At 43.4% G+C, this 17,598-nt stretch carries 23 protein-coding genes; 17 read left to right on the forward strand and 6 right to left on the reverse strand.

What is annotated here, in order from left to right; all coding sequences use genetic code 11:
• Window positions 1–67: 67 nt before the first annotated feature.
• The 4 genes from plsY (at window position 68) to AC1W6K_RS03895 (ending at window position 3,386) form a co-directional block, all read left to right on the forward strand.
• Entirely contained in the window at window positions 68–706 is a 639-nt protein-coding gene (plsY, locus tag AC1W6K_RS03880) for a glycerol-3-phosphate 1-O-acyltransferase PlsY (protein ID WP_481722429.1), read from the forward strand.
• A 61-nt stretch (window positions 707–767) separates the two neighbouring features.
• Window positions 768–2,138 (forward strand): dipeptidase, encoded by a 1,371-nt coding sequence (locus AC1W6K_RS03885; RefSeq protein WP_481946508.1) that lies wholly within the window; start codon window positions 768–770, stop codon window positions 2,136–2,138.
• Window positions 2,139–2,141: 3 nt separating this feature from the next.
• On the forward strand, window positions 2,142–2,966 hold the full coding sequence (murQ, locus tag AC1W6K_RS03890) for an N-acetylmuramic acid 6-phosphate etherase (RefSeq protein ID WP_481946509.1): 825 nt from the start codon (window positions 2,142–2,144) through the stop codon (window positions 2,964–2,966).
• 93 nt (window positions 2,967–3,059) lie between these two features.
• Window positions 3,060–3,386 carry a c-type cytochrome gene (locus AC1W6K_RS03895; protein WP_481946510.1) on the forward strand — a complete coding sequence of 109 codons (327 nt, stop codon included), beginning with the start codon at window positions 3,060–3,062 and terminating at the stop codon, window positions 3,384–3,386.
• A 52-nt stretch (window positions 3,387–3,438) separates the two neighbouring features.
• Here AC1W6K_RS03895 and AC1W6K_RS03900 read toward each other — a convergent pair whose 3' ends face one another.
• From AC1W6K_RS03900 to yihA, 3 genes are read right to left on the reverse strand one after another with little or no spacing between them, the layout of a single operon-like run.
• Window positions 3,439–3,927: a GNAT family N-acetyltransferase gene (locus AC1W6K_RS03900; protein ID WP_481946511.1), complete on the reverse strand. Its 489-nt coding sequence runs from the start codon at window positions 3,925–3,927 to the stop codon at window positions 3,439–3,441.
• 9 nt (window positions 3,928–3,936) lie between these two features.
• Window positions 3,937–4,437, reverse strand: coding sequence for a DUF5606 family protein (locus AC1W6K_RS03905; protein WP_481946512.1), 501 nt, complete (start codon window positions 4,435–4,437; stop codon window positions 3,937–3,939).
• A 31-nt stretch (window positions 4,438–4,468) separates the two neighbouring features.
• Window positions 4,469–5,086 carry a ribosome biogenesis GTP-binding protein YihA/YsxC gene (gene yihA / locus AC1W6K_RS03910; RefSeq protein WP_395786276.1) on the reverse strand — a complete coding sequence of 206 codons (618 nt, stop codon included), beginning with the start codon at window positions 5,084–5,086 and terminating at the stop codon, window positions 4,469–4,471.
• On the opposite strand from yihA, the gene AC1W6K_RS03915 reads away from it, so the two are divergent.
• Window positions 5,001–5,201, forward strand: coding sequence for a hypothetical protein (locus AC1W6K_RS03915; RefSeq protein ID WP_481946556.1), 201 nt, complete (start codon window positions 5,001–5,003; stop codon window positions 5,199–5,201). The genes yihA and AC1W6K_RS03915 overlap by 86 nt on opposite strands.
• 92 nt (window positions 5,202–5,293) lie before the next feature.
• Here AC1W6K_RS03915 and AC1W6K_RS03920 read toward each other — a convergent pair whose 3' ends face one another.
• Window positions 5,294–5,545 (reverse strand): four helix bundle protein, encoded by a 252-nt coding sequence (locus AC1W6K_RS03920; RefSeq protein ID WP_481946513.1) that lies wholly within the window; start codon window positions 5,543–5,545, stop codon window positions 5,294–5,296.
• Window positions 5,520–5,678 (reverse strand): four helix bundle protein, encoded by a 159-nt coding sequence (locus tag AC1W6K_RS03925; RefSeq protein ID WP_481946514.1) that lies wholly within the window; start codon window positions 5,676–5,678, stop codon window positions 5,520–5,522. The genes AC1W6K_RS03920 and AC1W6K_RS03925 overlap by 26 nt, the downstream gene beginning before the upstream one ends.
• 157 nt (window positions 5,679–5,835) lie before the next feature.
• Here AC1W6K_RS03925 and hemE point away from each other — a divergent pair, with 157 nt between their 5' ends.
• Window positions 5,836–6,867, forward strand: a complete 1,032-nt coding sequence (gene hemE, locus AC1W6K_RS03930) for a uroporphyrinogen decarboxylase (protein WP_481946515.1) — start codon at window positions 5,836–5,838, stop codon at window positions 6,865–6,867.
• A 33-nt stretch (window positions 6,868–6,900) separates the two neighbouring features.
• Here hemE and guaB read toward each other — a convergent pair whose 3' ends face one another.
• Window positions 6,901–8,370 (reverse strand): IMP dehydrogenase, encoded by a 1,470-nt coding sequence (guaB, locus tag AC1W6K_RS03935; protein WP_481946516.1) that lies wholly within the window; start codon window positions 8,368–8,370, stop codon window positions 6,901–6,903.
• Between the two features lie 208 nt (window positions 8,371–8,578).
• On the opposite strand from guaB, the gene AC1W6K_RS03940 reads away from it, so the two are divergent.
• From AC1W6K_RS03940 to AC1W6K_RS03990, 11 genes are read left to right on the forward strand one after another with little or no spacing between them, the layout of a single operon-like run.
• A complete protein-coding gene (locus tag AC1W6K_RS03940; RefSeq protein WP_481720437.1) occupies window positions 8,579–8,947 on the forward strand; it encodes an NADH-quinone oxidoreductase subunit A in 369 nt (122 codons plus the stop codon).
• A gap of 46 nt (window positions 8,948–8,993) precedes the next feature.
• Window positions 8,994–9,545 (forward strand): NADH-quinone oxidoreductase subunit B, encoded by a 552-nt coding sequence (locus AC1W6K_RS03945; RefSeq protein WP_481720439.1) that lies wholly within the window; start codon window positions 8,994–8,996, stop codon window positions 9,543–9,545.
• Window positions 9,546–9,549: 4 nt separating this feature from the next.
• Window positions 9,550–10,050, forward strand: a complete 501-nt coding sequence (locus AC1W6K_RS03950; RefSeq protein WP_481946517.1) for an NADH-quinone oxidoreductase subunit C — start codon at window positions 9,550–9,552, stop codon at window positions 10,048–10,050.
• A 9-nt stretch (window positions 10,051–10,059) separates the two neighbouring features.
• On the forward strand, window positions 10,060–11,295 hold the full coding sequence (locus tag AC1W6K_RS03955) for an NADH-quinone oxidoreductase subunit D (protein ID WP_481720443.1): 1,236 nt from the start codon (window positions 10,060–10,062) through the stop codon (window positions 11,293–11,295).
• A gap of 3 nt (window positions 11,296–11,298) precedes the next feature.
• Window positions 11,299–11,784 (forward strand): NADH-quinone oxidoreductase subunit NuoE family protein, encoded by a 486-nt coding sequence (locus AC1W6K_RS03960; protein ID WP_481946518.1) that lies wholly within the window; start codon window positions 11,299–11,301, stop codon window positions 11,782–11,784.
• Between the two features lie 7 nt (window positions 11,785–11,791).
• Window positions 11,792–13,132 carry an NADH-quinone oxidoreductase subunit NuoF gene (nuoF, locus tag AC1W6K_RS03965; protein WP_481946519.1) on the forward strand — a complete coding sequence of 447 codons (1,341 nt, stop codon included), beginning with the start codon at window positions 11,792–11,794 and terminating at the stop codon, window positions 13,130–13,132.
• 9 nt (window positions 13,133–13,141) lie between these two features.
• Window positions 13,142–14,296, forward strand: a complete 1,155-nt coding sequence (locus AC1W6K_RS03970; RefSeq protein WP_481946520.1) for a glycosyltransferase — start codon at window positions 13,142–13,144, stop codon at window positions 14,294–14,296.
• 31 nt (window positions 14,297–14,327) lie between these two features.
• A complete protein-coding gene (locus tag AC1W6K_RS03975; RefSeq protein ID WP_481946521.1) occupies window positions 14,328–15,353 on the forward strand; it encodes an NADH-quinone oxidoreductase subunit G in 1,026 nt (341 codons plus the stop codon).
• Between the two features lie 3 nt (window positions 15,354–15,356).
• Window positions 15,357–16,481 carry an NADH-quinone oxidoreductase subunit NuoH gene (gene nuoH / locus AC1W6K_RS03980; protein ID WP_481946522.1) on the forward strand — a complete coding sequence of 375 codons (1,125 nt, stop codon included), beginning with the start codon at window positions 15,357–15,359 and terminating at the stop codon, window positions 16,479–16,481.
• A gap of 4 nt (window positions 16,482–16,485) precedes the next feature.
• Complete coding sequence (locus AC1W6K_RS03985; RefSeq protein ID WP_395785367.1) at window positions 16,486–17,004, forward strand: NuoI/complex I 23 kDa subunit family protein; 519 nt, start codon at window positions 16,486–16,488, stop codon at window positions 17,002–17,004.
• A gap of 7 nt (window positions 17,005–17,011) precedes the next feature.
• Window positions 17,012–17,533: an NADH-quinone oxidoreductase subunit J family protein gene (locus tag AC1W6K_RS03990; protein ID WP_481946523.1), complete on the forward strand. Its 522-nt coding sequence runs from the start codon at window positions 17,012–17,014 to the stop codon at window positions 17,531–17,533.
• Window positions 17,534–17,598 lie beyond the last annotated feature (65 nt).

The raw sequence follows: 17,598 nt of genomic DNA on the forward strand, positions 1-17,598 counted from the left end.
ATTTGATTTTGGCAGATTAGCAACCTATATTTGAATTGACGCTAAATAGCGATTTTATTGCCGATTTATGATTTTAATTATTACCGGTCTTTCTTTATTGAGTTATTTACTAGGATCTATTCCCACGGCTATTTGGTATGGAAATACGTATCATGCCATTGACATTAGACTCCACGGGAGTGGAAATGCGGGTGCGACCAATACCTTTCGTGTATTAGGCAAAAAAGCAGGTTCTATTGTGTTATTTGTTGATGCGCTCAAAGGTTTTTTGGCCACCAGTCTAGCTTCTATTTTGTTTTACATGCACCAGGTCGACTGGCAAACGTGTGTGATGCTTAAAATATTTTTCGGTTTCCTTGCGATCATCGGTCACTTGCTTCCTGTATTTTGCAATTTCAAAGGAGGAAAAGGTGTGGCAACCACCTTGGGTATGGTGCTTGCTTTGCACCCAGAAGCAGCAATTGCCAGTATTTTGATATTTTTAATTGTTTTTGGGATCTCTCATTATGTATCCCTTGGGTCAATGGTTGCCTCTATTTTATTTCCGATTTTACTTAGTTTAGGTGTTTTTGGACCTGTGGAACCTGCGATAATTTACTTTGGTGTTTTCATCGCCGTACTCGTTGTTTTTACGCATCGAATGAACATTGTTCGAATTTTTCAAGGTACCGAAAATCGTATGTACCTTATCCCCGCTAAAAAGTAAAGCTTGATTTTATTTTTTTATATTTGTTGATGGAATGTACATTCGATTCCGCCGACAACCCATGAAAAATACACAAGATTTTATACAGGCCAATCACGATCGTTTTTTGGCAGAATTACTAGAATTTTTACGTCTTCCATCCATTTCTGCTGATCCAGCATATGCCGATTCTGTTCGTCAAACGGCCGAATGGGTCGCTGAAAGTTTACGTAAAGTAGGAGCTGATCATGTGCGTTTGGAAGAGACGGCTGGTTTTCCAATTGTCTATGGGGAGAAAATGATTGATCCTGCTGCGCCTACTGTTTTGGTTTATGGCCATTACGATGTCCAGCCAGCTGATCCCTTACATTTATGGGACAATCCCCCATTTGAGCCAATTATTAAAGACGGGAAAATTTTCGCACGTGGTGCTTGTGATGACAAGGGTCAAGTTTTCATGCACATCAAAGCCTTCGAGGCGATGCATGCCAGCGGTGAGTTGACCTGCAACGTTAAATTTATGATCGAGGGTGAAGAAGAAGTAGGATCTGATAATCTAGGTTTATTCGTTTCCTCAAACAGAGCGTTACTAGCCGCTGACGTTATTCTCATTTCAGATACGGCCATTATTGCCAATGATACCCCGTCGATCGATGTGGGTTTACGTGGTTTGAGTTACATGGAGGTATCGGTTCAAGGGCCTAATCGTGATTTACATTCTGGCGTATATGGAGGAGCGGTTGCGAATCCAATTAATATTTTATGCCAAATGATTGCTTCGCTGCATGATGAATTTAATCGCATCACTATTCCAGGATTTTATGATGAAGTACTTGATCTGAGTGCGGCAGATCGAGCGGCGATGGGACAGACCCCATTTGATTTGGATGCGTATCAGAAAGATTTAGGGATTCAAACGGTTTATGGTGAAAAAGGGTATTCATCGATTGAGCGTGCTTCAATTCGGCCTACTTTAGACGTGAATGGTATTTGGGGTGGGTATACGGGCGAGGGAGCCAAGACGGTTTTGCCATCGATGGCTCATGCAAAAATTTCCATGCGATTAGTGCCTAATCAGCGTTCTGAAGAAATTACGCAATTGTTTACGAAGCATTTTTTGTCGATTGCGCCAAAAGGGGTGAAAGTGACAGTTAAAGCACACCATGGTGGAGAGGCATATTTAATGCCAACCGATAGTATTGCGTTTCAAGCGGCATCAGATGCGTTAGCGACGACGTTTGGGAAAGAGCCCGTTCCTACACGTGGAGGGGGTAGTATTCCTATTGTTGCCTTATTTGAGAAGGAATTAGGTATGAAGTCGATACTGATGGGATTTGGATTAGATACGGATGCAATTCATTCGCCAAACGAGCATTACGGCTTATTTAATTTTTATAAAGGAATTGAAACGATTCCACATTTCTTTGCGAATTTGGCAAAATTATCGAACTAACAAATGGCTGAAAACTTAACTTTGCTGGCGACGGAATCAGCTTCTCATTACGAAGACTTAGATAAGCAATCGGTAGACACGCTTTTGCGCCAAATGAACGCTGAAGATAAGACGGTGCCTCTTGCTGTTGAAAAAGTCATTCCAGCGATTGAGGCTTTGGTTAATCAAATTGTACCTCGGATGGAGCAAGGGGGTCGCTTGTTTTATATTGGTGCGGGCACTTCAGGCCGACTAGGAGTTGTGGACGCTTCTGAATGTCCACCTACGTATGGTGTGCCATTTGATTTAGTGATTGGTATTATTGCAGGAGGGGATGGAGCGATTCGCAAGGCGGTGGAGAATGCGGAGGATGATCCGGATCAGGCATGGAAAGATATGGAAGCGTTTGGAATTGGTCCTTTGGATACGGTGATTGGGATTGCGGCTTCTGGTCGGACACCCTATGTGGTGGGTGGATTGAAGGCGGCCAATGCGCACGGAATTTTGACTGGATGTATTGTTTGCAATGGTGGAAGCGTGATTGCTGCGGAAGCTAATTACCCTATCGAGGTGTTGGTTGGCCCTGAATATGTCACAGGAAGTACGCGCATGAAGTCGGGAACGGCACAGAAATTAGTGTTGAATATGCTTTCGACGACGGTGATGATTCGGTTGGGCAAGGTGCGGGGAAATAAGATGGTTGACATGCAATTGAGCAATCACAAATTAGTTTTGCGTGCGATTCGGATGGTATGCGAGGCTACGGGTGTGTCGGAGGAAATAGCAGCAAATTTGCTTGAAACCCATGGAAGTGTACGAAATGCCGTGGATTCTGTGAAAAAGGGATAGTAAATTAGATTTAATCTATTAATTTGCGATTCAGATTACAAATGCTTAGTAATTAAATTGGCTTAGGCCTGAGTGTTTAACGAATTATACTATATGAAAACTTACTCTAAATTAATTATGTCTGTGGCGTTAGCTGCTGTTGCCTTTGGTTTCGAAGCGAAAGCGGAAGATTTTCCAGCTGATATTAAGCCATTAATGCAAAAATATACGTGTTTTGCTTGTCATAAAGTGGATACGCGTTTAGTGGGCCCTGCTTATAAGGATGTGGCAAAAAAGAAATATTCCGTGGATAAGATCGTTGCCTTAATTGCAAAACCTCAGCCGTCTAACTGGCCAGGTTATCCGCCAATGGCTCCAATGGCTAATGTGCCCAAGGAAGATGCGGTGAAATTAGCGAAGTACATTAATTCTTTGAAATAGGAATTTAAACTCTTTCAAATCAAAAGACCTCGAAAAAATTCGAGGTCTTTTTTTATAAAGTTTTGATCATCCAGATATCGCATCCGTCATGTCCGCTGTTGCCTAATGGCCCAGGTAGGTCCATAAATCCCAATTTTTTATAGATGGAAACAGCTTTGGATAGTTCGGGCATGGACTCGAGATAGACGTGGGTAAATCCATTTTCTTTTGCCCAGTTCATGGACTTTTCGAGGAGTAATTTGCCTAAACCTTGTCCACGGGATGATTTATCAATGTATAGTTTAACGAGTTCGCAGGTGCCGTCTGGCAGGTTTTCTGTGGGGAAAATGCCACATCCACCAAGTAGCTGATCTGCTTGTATAGCCACAAAATAGGCTGAGCCTGGCGTACGAAAAAGTTCATGCAGAGCATCTGTCGTAGGGTCGAAATAGACCGTTCCCGGTTTATTTGCACCAAATTCAGCCAAGGCTGTTCGAATAACCTGTGCGAGTGCGCGATTGTCTTCTGGGGCAATGGCTCGTATTTGGATAGCCTCCTGCATGTGCGGGAATTACTTAGCTTTTTTATCGGCCTTTTTTGCGGCTGGTTTTTTCACTTCTTTTACTTCCTTTTCTTCTTTTTCAGCTTTAGGTGCTTTAGCAGCTTTGGCAGGGAAAAGTTCGGGAACGAATGTGAATAAAATTAGGTACCAATTAAGGATTTTCTTGATATCGGAAGCGAAAACGCGATCAGCGTCATAATTAGGAACTACTTCGGCAAGGGCGGCATATAGTTCGGTATCGTTCGCTTTTTTAGGCTCTATTGGTAGTGTGCCATTGAATTTAGCATGAATTTGCAAAAACAAATCTGCTAATGGAAGTGTGCTGTCTTGGTGATCTGCCAAATAAAGCGAGATGTCTTTCAATACGGAGATACGTGTTTGGCCGCTAACCACTGACTTTTGTTTGGCAGCGTCAAGGGTTTCAACGATTACACCGGTTCTTGTTGGCTTTAACACTTTAAATAACCCAGGTTTACCAGAGATGTGGGCAACTTCATTCAATAATTCCATGTATGTTTAGCTAATGATGGGGGCAAAAGTATTAAGATTTACCTACTTTATAGGGAGATGATTTAATTAATTCATCAATGCTGGCTAAAATTTCTTCGCGACCTACATGTTTTTCAGCCGAGGTAATAAAGAATTTAGGTAGTTCGTCCCAACTTTCAAGCAAGAAATTGGTGTAGGCATCTACGCTTTCGTTTACTTGTTTTTGCGACAGTTTATCGGCTTTGGTAAAAACAATGTAAAAAGGTATTTCAGCCTCGACCATGCGATTCATAAATTCGATGTCCACAGCTTGTGGCTTGAGGCGGATATCAATTAATACAAATAGGCAGGTTAAACTTGCGCGGTTGGTCAAATAGTCAAAGATCATTTTCTCAAAATCCCTGCGCTTTTCTTTACTTACTTTGGCAAAACCATATCCTGGCAAATCGACTAAGTACCATTTGTCGTCAATCATAAAGTGATTGATGAGTTGGGTTTTGCCGGGAGTCTGTGATGTTTTCGCCAAGCCTTTGTGAAAGGTAAGCGAATTAATCAATGAGGATTTACCCACATTTGATCGGCCAATGAAGGCAAATTCAGGGAAGCGAGCAGGTGGACAATTCTTAAAATCGGTGTTGCTTGTAATAAAGCGCGCGGATAGTTGGGCCATGGTGGGGGCAAAGGTAAGAAAAAAAGGCCGAAGTCCGGAGGGGTGTAGTCCGGAGGGGGTTAGTCCGGAGGGGGTTAGTCCGGAGGGAGGTAGTCCGGAGGGGGTTAGTCCGTAGGGAGGTAGTCTGAAGGGAGGTAGTCTGAAGGGGGTTAGTCCGTAGGGGTGAAGTCCGTAGGGAAGGAGTCCGGAGGAGATAAGTCCTGAGGCTTAAAGATACTTTACTTCGTTTCGGTTAAGAGATCGAGATAGACCATTTAACATTTTTGAGATTTCAATTAAGCTATTATTGCATTTTATATATTCCTCCGTGGAAACATAGTTAAGTTTCAATGCCAGATAATTCATTGAACGTACTTCACTTGCGGAGCCTAATGCTATAAATAAAAACCGTTTAAACTCTTTATCCGAGCTTCGGTCAAAGCCCTCAGCGATATTATTTGCAAGCGATATTATTTGCAATTGAAACTGATGCCCTTTGAATTTGATTTTTAAACCCCCTATCCTGATTCTTTTCAAATAGTTTGTAAACTATAATTGCTAAGTCAATAGACTTTTGCCAAACAAGTAGGTCCTCAAATTTAGAAACACGCATACGTTTATTTATCAAACGATTTTTCTGCTTTCTATTGTATCGACAAACTGATATCCCTTCGGACTTCGGACTAATCCCCTCCGAACTCTCTTCCTTCGGACTATTTTCCTCCGGACTCTTTCCCTGCGGACTATTTTCTTTTACCTTTGTGCTCGATATGGAAAAACTTCAAAACGACCTCCTGCTTCGTGCCGCGCAAGGCTTACCTGTAGAACGTGTCCCTGTTTGGGTGATGCGACAAGCGGGACGGATTTTACCTGAGTACCGAGAAGTACGTGCGAAAGCCGGTTCATTTATTGGCCTAGCCACGAATCCGGAACTAGCAGCCGAGGTGACTTTACAACCGGTCGACCGGTTTGGTGTAGATGCTGCGATTATCTTTTCCGATATCCTCGTTGTTCCAGAAGCGATGGGCTTGCCCTATTTGATGGAGGAACAAAAAGGACCGGTTTTTCCAGAGGTGATTCGTTCCCAAGCAGATTTAGCCAAAATTCGAGACGCAAATCCCGAAGAAGATTTAAAATACGTTTTGGACGCCATTAAAATCGTCAAAAAAGAATTAGCCGGGCGCGTTCCGTTAATTGGCTTTGCCGGTGCACCCTTCACCATTTTCTGCTACATGGTCGAAGGAAAAGGTTCGAAAACATTCTCACAAGCGAAAAAAATGCTTTACGCAGACCCTGCGTTAGCGCATGCCCTATTGCAAAAAATTACAGATTCGACCATTGCTTATTTGAAAGCACAGGTAGGGGCAGGGGCCAACTTACTTCAAATCTTTGACTCGTGGGCAGGAATATTATCCCCAGCTCAATACAGTACTTTTTCTACTCCTTACCTGAAGCAAATTTGTGATGCTATTTCGGATGTTCCCGTAACACTTTTTGCCAAAGGAGCTTTCTTTGCCCGTGCAGAAATGGCCCAATTAAACTGCGCGACCATTGGCCTGGATTGGAATATGGATATTGAAGAATCACGTAACATTGTGGGCCCCAATAAAACCTTACAAGGCAACTTAGATCCGTGCGCGCTATATGGTGATTTCAAAACAGTAGAGGCGGAAACGAAGGCGATGTTGAGGGCTTTTGGTACGCAGCGTTATATTGCCAACTTAGGTCATGGCGTTTATCCAGATATTCACCCCGATAAAGTTCAGTGTTTCGTGGATACGATTCAAAATTACCAAGCATAAAAAAAGGCCTCGCGATGAACGAGGCCTTATCATTTATTTAACCGAATAATTTGGCGCTTCCTTAGAAATACTCACATCATGTGGATGACTTTCTTTCACCCCAGCAGATGTAATTTTAACAAATTTGGCTTGCTGCATAATTTCAATAGAAGAAGCTCCGCAGTATCCCATGCCGGCTTTTAATCCGCCGACCATTTGGTATAAAATCTCAGTCACCGAACCTTTGAAAGGGACACGGCCCACAATTCCTTCCGGAACTAATTTTTTAATATCATCTTCCGCATCTTGGAAATAACGATCTTTCGATCCATCTTCCATGGCCTCCAAAGAACCCATCCCACGGTAAGATTTAAACTTACGTCCCTCTAGAATAATCATCTCACCAGGTGCTTCATCCGTACCCGCCAACAAGGATCCAATCATGACCGTACTTGCGCCACCAGCAATTGCTTTGGCCACATCACCCGAATAACGTATTCCACCATCCGCAATAACCGGCACATCAAATTTCGCTAATGCCTTCGCTGCTTCATAAACGGCCGTTAATTGAGGCATACCCACACCCGCAATAATTCGCGTCGTACAAATACTTCCTGGACCCACACCCACTTTGACCGCATCCGCGCCCGCTTTTGCCAAGGCAAGGGCTGCTTCACCCGTGGCAATATTCCCCACAATAACGTCCAAATTTGGAAATGCTTTTTTGACCGATTTCAACGCGTCGATTACCCCTTTGGAATGCCCATGAGCCGTATCAATGGAGATAACGTCAACGCCCACAGTCACTAAAGCTTGTACCCGATCGAGTAAATCAGGTGTAACGCCCACCGCCGCTCCAACACGCAAACGGCCTAAGGAATCTTTGGATGCCAATGGGTGAGATTTACGCTTCAATATATCTTTGTAGGTAATCAAACCTATCAACTTGCTGTTTTTATCAATGATCGGAAGTTTTTCGATTTTATATTCTTGCAATATGCTCTCAGCTTCTTCCATGCTGATTCCTTCTTTGGCCGTGATCAAATTGTCTTTGGTCATTATCTCGGCCACCGGGCGCGAAGTTTGCTTTTGGAAACGCAAATCGCGGTTAGTTAAAATCCCCACTAAATGACCATTGTCATCAATCGCAGGGATGCCGCCAATTTTAAATTCTTTCATGATGCGTTGCGCATCACCCAAAGTTTGATCGTCTTTTAACGTAACAGGGTCAATGATCATACCAGATTCAGATCGCTTTACTTTGCGAACCTGTGCAGCCTGCTGATCAATCGTCATGTTTTTGTGAATAATACCAATTCCCCCTTCTTGCGCTAAAGCAATGGCTAGAGCTGCTTCTGTCACCGTATCCATCGCAGCTGAAACAATGGGAATATTTAAGGAGATGTTTCGTGTCAAGCGTGATTGTGTACTTACCTCTCGAGGTAAAACCTCCGAATACGCGGGCAACAACAATACGTCATCGTACGTCAAGGCCTCAAAAAGAAATTTATTGGAATCAAGCATAGCAAATCAAGATATGGAGCATGTAACTACTCTTATTTGCCGGACAAAATTACATGATTTTTTTGGATTTTGAGCAATCTGAGTGAAAAATCATTTTAATGAAAGTTGACACTATATTTTATGGATTTTTACCAAAGTATTTTTGTGAAAAATTCTTCTATTTTAGATTTCTGTGCGTAAATTGCGGCTTCATTTTAGTAGGCCTTATATGAATTATCAACCACAGGACTTTCTTCCCGTATTTGTTCAATTACTTGCTGCATTAGCTTTTATTGTTGCCACGATGGTTGCCACGCATTCGTTGGGCCCGAAAAGGCATTCGGCTAAGAAAGATGACACATTTGAGTGTGGTATTGAGTCGGTGGGGGATGCGCGTACGCCGATCTCGGTTAAGTATTTCCTGGTAGCCATTTTATTCGTCCTATTTGATATCGAAATTGTATTTATGTATCCATGGGCCGTTAATTTCAAAGAATTATCTTGGACCGGATTTTACGATATGCTTGTATTTATGGGCTTGTTGTTAATCGGTTTTATATACGTTATCAAAAAAGGAATTTTAAAGTGGGAGAAATAAACAATCCGGTTATGGGTTTGTTTTAAGAGTTCAACAACTAAGTAATATGAGTGATTCATCAACAGTAAACGTCGCAGAAGCGCCTCCTGGAATAGAGGGAGCAGGTTTTTTTGCAACAAGTTTAGATAGTTTAGTTGGCCTAGCACGTGCCAACTCCCTTTGGCCATTACCTTTCGCTACCTCATGTTGTGGGATTGAATTTATGTCCACCATGGCATCTCATTATGATATCGGCCGGTTCGGTGCGGAGCGTTTGAGCTTTTCTGCGCGTCAAGCCGACGTGTTGATGGTGATGGGTACGATTTCTAAAAAAATGGGACCAGTGCTTAAGCAAGTGTATTTACAAATGGCCGAGCCACGTTGGGTATTATCTGTAGGTGCCTGCGCTTGCTCAGGTGGCATTTTTGATACCTATTCAGTTTTGCAAGGAATTGACCGGATAATACCAGTGGATGTTTATGTGCCTGGTTGCCCACCACGTCCCGAGCAAATCTTAGATGGCTTTATGCAAATCCAAGAATTAGCCAAAAAAGAAACTACACGCCGCAGAAACGAGCCTGAGTACAAGGCGTTGCTGGCCTCATACGGTATCGAATAATAACATGGAAAACCAACAAATCACAGATGCGCTACTTGCTCAATTTGGGGCAGATGATGTTTTTGGCATAGGCGAATCGCATGGGATTTTACAAGTGACTACGACGGTGGAGACCATCGTTCCGATGATTCACTTTTTATATGCGCATCCGGTATTTAAATTTCAGTTTTTGACTGACTTAGCAGGGATTCATTTTCCAGATGCGAAGGGGCAAGAACTTGGGGTGATTTACCACTTGCACAGTTTGGAGAATAATGTGCGTCTGTGGATTAAGGCGTATGCGCCTATTGAAGCACCACATTTCCCAACGATCACCGACTTATATGCATCAGCGAATTGGATGGAGCGTGAGGCGTTTGATTTTTACGGGATCATTTTTGATGGCCACCCGAATTTGACACGTATCCTGAATATGGATGAGATGGATTACCATCCGATGCGTAAAGAGTATCCATTAGAGGATGCGACGCGTCACGATAAAATTGATGAATTATTTGGACGATAATAACTAGACATGTCTGAAATAGCCTTAGTACAAAACCCCAACGTTGGTTTAGATAAGACGCAAAAAGGCGGTCCTTATGTAAATGAGCTTTCTACGCTGAATTTGGGGCCTACACACCCTGCAACCCACGGGATTTTCCAAAACATTTTAACGATGGATGGAGAAACAATTGTGGACGCAGAACAAACGGTAGGTTACATCCACCGCGCCTTCGAGAAAATCGCAGAGCGTCGCCCTTTCTACCAAATCACCACCTTGACGGATCGGATGAACTATTGTTCCGCGCCGATCAACAACATGGGCTGGCATATGACGGTCGAGAAATTATTGGGCATTGAAGTTCCAAAGCGTGCGCAATACATGCGTGTGATCATGATGGAATTAGCGCGTTTAACGGATCACATTGTTTGTAATTCCATTCTTGCAGTAGATACGGGAGCCTTGACAGGTTTCTTGTATGTGTATCAGTGGCGTGAATTTATTTATGAGATTTATGAGGAGATGTGCGGTGCACGTCTGACAACAAATATGGGTCGTTTTGGTGGTATGGAGCGTGATTTTACACCTGTGGCCATAGATAAAATCCAGAAGTTATTGAAAGAATTACCAGCTGCCTTAAAGGAATTTGAAGGCTTAGTGATGCGTAACCGAATCTTTATGGATCGTACGCAAAACGTGGGTGGAATCTCCGCTGAACGCGCGTTAAACTACGGATTTACAGGGCCAAATTTGCGTGCTGCCGGTGTTGATTACGACGTTCGGGCGATGAATCCATATTCATCCTATGAAGATTTTGAATTTGATGTTCCAGTAGGAACAAAGGGTGATACGTATGATCGTTTCTTAGTTCGCGAGGAGGAGATGTGGCAAAGTTTACGCATTATCCAACAAGCCATGGATAATTTGCCTGCAGGTCCGTATCACGCGGATGCGCCACATTATTATTTGCCAGAAAAGCAGGATGTATATCACAACATGGAAGCATTGATCTATCACTTTAAAATTGTGATGGGCGAAATCGATGCGCCGGTAGGTGAAGTGTACCACGCGGTTGAGGGAGGAAATGGCGAGCTAGGTTTCTATTTGGTTTCAGATGGAGGACGGACGCCGTATCGTTTGAAATTCCGCCGACCAGGCTTTATATATTACCAAGCGTTCCCTGAGATGATCAAAGGAACGAGTTTATCGGATGCCATTGTGACGATGTCATCTATGAATGTTATTGCGGGAGAGTTAGATACTTAAGACATGAGCAACATTGTTTTCCCAGCAGAAACGCTGGATTTAATTAAAAAAATTATTGCACGTTACCCGGACGGGAAACAGAAGTCGGCCATTTTGCCCATCCTTCACCTTGCGCAAGCGGAGTGGAAATGGTGCTCTCCAGCCGTGATGGATTATGTGGCAACTTTGCTTTCGATCAGCCCGATCGAAGTATATGAGGTCGCGTCTTTCTACACCATGTTTCATTTAGAGCCAGTGGGCGAGCATGTGATTGAGTATTGTCGGACTGGTCCTTGTTGTCTCATGGGTGGCGTTGAAGTATATGACCACTTGAAAAAGCGTTTGGGAATCCAAACGGGAGAGACGACGAAAGACGGGAAGTTTACGATCAAAGAAGTGGAATGTTTAGCTGCTTGTGGATGGGGTCCTGTATTCCAAATTCGCGAGAAGTACCACATGCATTTGACGAATGAGAAAGTGGATGAGATTATTGATGAATTAAGCAAATAAGCCGAGGATGAAGATATTAACGCAACATATTGACGTACCAGGAATTGAGACCATCGACGTTTTCATGAAAAATGGAGGGTATATGGCGGTGGAGAAAGCGATCAAAACGATGACGCCAGATGAGGTAACGGAAGAAGTTAAAAAATCAGGTTTACGTGGTCGTGGTGGTGCAGGTTTCCCTATGGGTATGAAGTGGTCGTTTTTGGCGAAGCCAGAAGGTGTGCCTCGTTACTTAGTTTGCAATGCAGATGAGTCGGAGCCAGGTACGTTTAAGGATCATTATTTGATGATGAAATCTCCTCATACCTTGATCGAAGGAATGATCGTTTCCAGCTTTGCTTTGGGAGCAAATACTTCCTACATCTATGTGCGCGGAGAGTTAATGTATGTCATTAATATTCTCGAGAAAGCCATTCAGGAAGCGTACGACAAAGGATTACTAGGAAAAAATATTTTGGGGTCTGGGTATGACTTAGACCTTTTTGTACAGCCAGGTGGTGGAGCATATATTTGTGGAGAAGAAACAGCCTTACTGGAATCTTTAGAAGGGAAACGCGGAAATCCACGCAATAAGCCACCATTCCCAGCGGTGAAAGGTTTGTGGCAATGCCCAACGGTCGTGAATAACGTAGAATCCATTGCAGCAACCTCTTGGATTGTGAATAACGGGGGAGATGCGTATGCGGCGATTGGGGTAGGGAGAAGTACAGGAACTAAATTAATTTCTGCATCAGGTCATATCAAAAAACCAGGTGTCTATGAAATTCCATTAGGAATTACCGTAGAGGAATTTATCTACTCAGACGAATATTGCGGAGGCATCCGTGATGGACATAAATTAAAAGCTGTTGTGGCAGGAGGATCTTCCGTGCCTATTTTATCGGCAGATAATATTTTAACGACTGATGCAGGTGATAAACGTTTAATGACGTATGAGTCACTTTCGGAAGGTGGATTTGCGACAGGTACCATGTTAGGTTCCGGTGGATTCATCGTGATGGATGAGACAACTTGCATCGTACATAACACCTTAACTTTTGCGCGTTTTTACCACCACGAGTCATGTGGTCAATGCTCTCCTTGTCGGGAAGGTACTGGCTGGATGGACAAAGTTATTAAGCGTATTGAGACGGGTTTAGGTCGCATCGAAGACATCGATTTATTAGTTGACGTAGCTAAGAAAATCGAAGGAAACACGATTTGCCCGTTAGGTGATGCAGCGGCGTGGCCTGTGGCTGCGGCGATTCGTCACTTTAGAGATGAATTTGAATGGCATATTACGCACCCAGAAGAGGCAACAAAACCAGGTGCGGTGTTTATGCGCGCGGGTGCTAGTTGGGCCAACTAACTTAGTTTCATGGCAAACAAGGTCTTATTTGTGGGTCATGATGCCAACCGCGCAGGTGCGCAATTAGTACTTTTACATTGGATTAAAGCGGAGGCTGCTCGGGGTAATAAACCCTATTTATTGTTGGCAAGGGGGGGTGTGCTGCTCAAAACGTATCAAAAATACGCTCAGGTCTGGGTTTGGGAGAAAGGTCCTAGCCGATTGGCCAAATGGGTAAAAAAAATACCGTTGCTCAAACGTGAGGAACGGGTAAATCGGGAACCAACTGATTCTGAAATCAAGCGATTAATGACGCGTTTTCAGCGCGAAAAGTTTGATTTGGTTTTAGGAAATACGGTGGCTTCTTTGGGTTTAATGCGGAGATTGAGCACTCTGAATGTGCCTTTCGAGGCGTATATACATGAGCTTGATTTTTCGCTAAAAATGTATGCTTCGAAAGAAGACATGGCGTTTTTGAGAAATGATTGTCGGCGCGTTTATGCCGTTTCAGCGCAGGTCCAACAAGTCTTGCATGAAACGTATTCGGTACCAAATGGGAAATTGGCAATTTTGCCACCTATTGTGGAATTGCCTAAACAACAGCAGGATCGTGGACAAGAACAACGCAAGGCATTGGGAATTCCGATGGATGCGCTAGTTGTTTTAGGCTGCGGACTAGCGGAATGGCGGAAGGGAACGGATATTTTTGTTCGGGTTGCGAAGCAATTGATAGCCAAACATGCAGATCTACATCTGGTCTGGGTGGGCGTTGGAAATGAGCCCTTTTCGGCTGATTTAAAGACTGAGAAGGCCAACTGGGATACGGAAAATCGCTTGCATTTGGTATCCAAGCAACCGACAACAAAGCCGTATTTTGATATGGCCAACTTGTTTTTCTTGTCATCGCGGGAGGATCCATTTCCGCTTGTGATGTTAGAAGCAGGGTATGCGGCCACGCCGATTATTGGATTTAAAGGTGCGGGTGGAGTCAATGATTTTTTGGCATCGCATCCAGAGTTGTTGGTGGAGTATACGGATGAAGCACATGCGGCCAACAAGATTGAAGCGGTTTTAGCGTGGCCTTTGGCAGATCGTGAGGCCTTAGGAAAGGAATTGAAGGAAAAGGCATTGGGATATTCGGCAACGAACTTTATCCAGCGCTTTTCGGAATTGAATAAGCAATAACATCAGGTGCGAACCTGTTATATGATAGATTATGAAAGTAACGATTGATAACATCACCTTGGATGTAGAACCGGGAACAACCATCATGCAAGCCGCTCGAATGATCGGACCTGAGGTTGCGCCACCAGCTATGTGTTACTATGAGCCTTTGCAGGGTTCTGGTGGTAAATGCCGTGCTTGCTTAGTTAAGGTGACGGCTGGTTCTGAGAAGGATCCACGTCCGATGCCTAAATTAGTTCCGGCGTGTATTACAGCTGTTCAAGATGGCATGATTGTGGAAAACACGGTGAATGAGGCCGTGCTAGAAACACGTAAGGGAATTGTTGAATTTTTATTGTTGAACCATCCGTTGGACTGCCCAGTCTGCGACCAAGCAGGGGAATGTCATTTGCAAGATTTTTCTTTCGAACATGGGGTTTCTTCTACCCGTACGGTCGAAGAACGCAATACCTTTGAGCCGGTGGACCTAGGTGAAAACATCAAGTTAAACATGAATCGTTGCATCTTGTGCTACCGTTGTGTCTACACGGCGGATCAGATCACAGATAGCCGTGTTCATGGTGTCATGAATCGCGGAGATCATGCGGAAATTAGTACGTACATCGAGAAAGCAATTGACAATGATTTCTCCGGAAACATTATCGATGTTTGCCCGGTGGGTGCTTTGACAGACAAAACTTATCGTTTTAAGAGTCGGGTGTGGTTCTCGAAGCCGATGGAAGCACATTGTTCATGTGATAAATGTTCGGGTAATGTAACTTTATGGTATCGTGGAGATGAAGTGATTCGTGTGACGGGACGTAAAAATCAGTGGGGTGAGTTAAACGAATTTATTTGCAATACGTGTCGTTTTGATCGGAAGAAAACATCGGATTGGGTGATTGAAGGACCTACGCAAGTGGCAAGACATTCGGTGATTTCGGCCAATAAGTATGGTGCGAATTTGATACATCCAGCATTCCCAATTGCACAAGCTGCGCGTGATTTCAAACTAATCGATGATAACCGCGATCGCAGTTCAATAGAAATTAAATCAATTTTGCCCGCAAAGAAATAAGCTATGGAATTATTGAATGATGTATTTACGGCCAAAGCCATTTTCGTTGGAATTGTATTCGCAATTACCCTCGGCATTGCGGCCTATTCCACCTATTTTGAGCGGAAGATCGCTGCATTTATGCAGGATCGAATCGGTCCAGATAGGGCGGGGCCTTTTGGAATCTTGCAGCCCTTAGCTGATGCAGTTAAGATGTTCATGAAGGAAGATTTTATTCCGGCTAACTCAAACAAATGGCTATTTATTGCAGGCCCATGCTTGTCAATGTTGACAGCGCTCATGACTTCAGCCGTTGTCCCTTTCGGAGATACCGTAACTGTGGCAGGTGTGACATTTGATTTGCAAGGTATCGATGTTAACATTGGTATTCTGTGGGTTTTTGGAATTGTATCTTTAGGCGTTTACGGAATATTGATTGGCGGCTGGGCATCTAATAATAAGTATTCGCTTTTGGGCGCTATTCGTGCGGCTTCACAAAATATTTCATACGAATTAGCAATGGGTATGTCGATCATTGCGATTTTAATGTTTACGGGGTCATTGTCTACGAAGACAATTGTAGAGACCCAACAAGCTGGTCATTGGAATATTTTACAGCAGCCTTTGGGCTTTTTGATTTTCTTGATTTGTTCGTTTGCGGAATGTAATCGTACGCCGTTTGACTTACCGGAGTGTGAGACGGAATTAATTGGTGGGTATCATACGGAGTACTCGTCGATGAAACTTGGTTTTTATTTATTCGCGGAATACATCAACATGTTTATTTCGGGAGCGGTTATGGCGACTTTATTTTTCGGTGGATATGACTATCCGGGATATACATTTGTAACTGGACAATTTGGTACAACTGTAGCTGCTTTCGTTGGCATGGGTGCATTAATTGGTAAAGCTTTATTATTTGTATTTGTGTTTATGTGGGTGCGCTGGACGCTTCCACGTTTCCGGTATGACCAATTAATGGGTTTAGGCTGGACAGGTTTGATTCCGTTGGCTATGTTTAATGTGGTGGTGACGGGATTTGGTATTTTAATAGGCCAACCGATACTTGCAGGAATTGCAGGAGTTGTGATTTTAATCGCGGGTTTATTCTTGAATGACGCGATCTTTAGAAAGAAAAAAATAGCTTAGGTATATGAAATTAAGCACTAAAACAAAGGTAATCGAGCAGGGTGAAATGACCTTGGCTGAGCGTATGTATCTTCCGGCGATTGTTGGCGGAATGGCAACCACGCTAAAGCACTTTTTCTCGAAGCCGGTAACGATTCGTTATCCGGAGCAAACACGATATTTGGGGCCTATTTACCGTGGCCAACATATCTTAAAGCGAGACGAGCAGGGTGCTGAGCGTTGTACGGCTTGTGGATTATGTGCGGTTGCTTGTCCGGCGGAAGCTATTTCGATGGTGGCTGAAGAACGTAAAAAAGGCGAAGAAAACTTATACCGAGAGGAGAAATATGCCAAAGTTTACGAGGTCAACATGTTGCGATGCATCTTTTGTGGTTTGTGCGAGGAAGCTTGTCCAAAAGAAGCCATCTTCTTGCGTCACGATACCATGGTCCCTGTATTTAATTCACGGGACGAAGTCATTTATGGCAAAGATAAATTAGTTGAAAAAATGGATCAGCGCTATTTGCGTGATGGTTGGAAATAATAACCCTATGGATATTTCATATATTTGGTACTTTTTATCAGGTTTGACGCTGCTAAGCGCCCTGATGGTTGTGTTAGCCAAAAACCCGATTCACTCGGTCTTGTATTTGGTCTTTACTTTTTTCTGCATTTCAGGGCACTACGTGTTATTAAACGCTCAGTTTTTGATGGCGGTGAATATCATTGTTTATGCAGGAGCTATCATGGTTTTATTTCTGTTTGTCATCATGATGTTGGATTTGCGTAAGAACAAACCTGATTCGAAATCACCCTTGACTAAATTAGCCAGTGTGATTGTCTCAGGTGTTTTGCTCGTAATTTTCATCGCAGCATTTCATAAGAATAACATGCCAGCTCCCACTGCTGAAGGCGTTGGGTTTTCATCGCAAACAGGTATGGTGGAAAACTTAGGAAAAATATTGTATTCGGAATATTTACTGCCATTTGAATTGGTATCTATTCTGTTCTTTGTGGCGATGGTCGGCGCGGTACTTTTAGGTAAGCGCGAAGCAGGTGAGCGCAACTTCTAGGTTCTATACGACATAAAAAAAGCGGGCCCGAAAGAGCTCGCTTTTTAGTTTTGGGAGTAGATCAA

The organism is Aquirufa sp. (genome assembly GCF_964796385.1).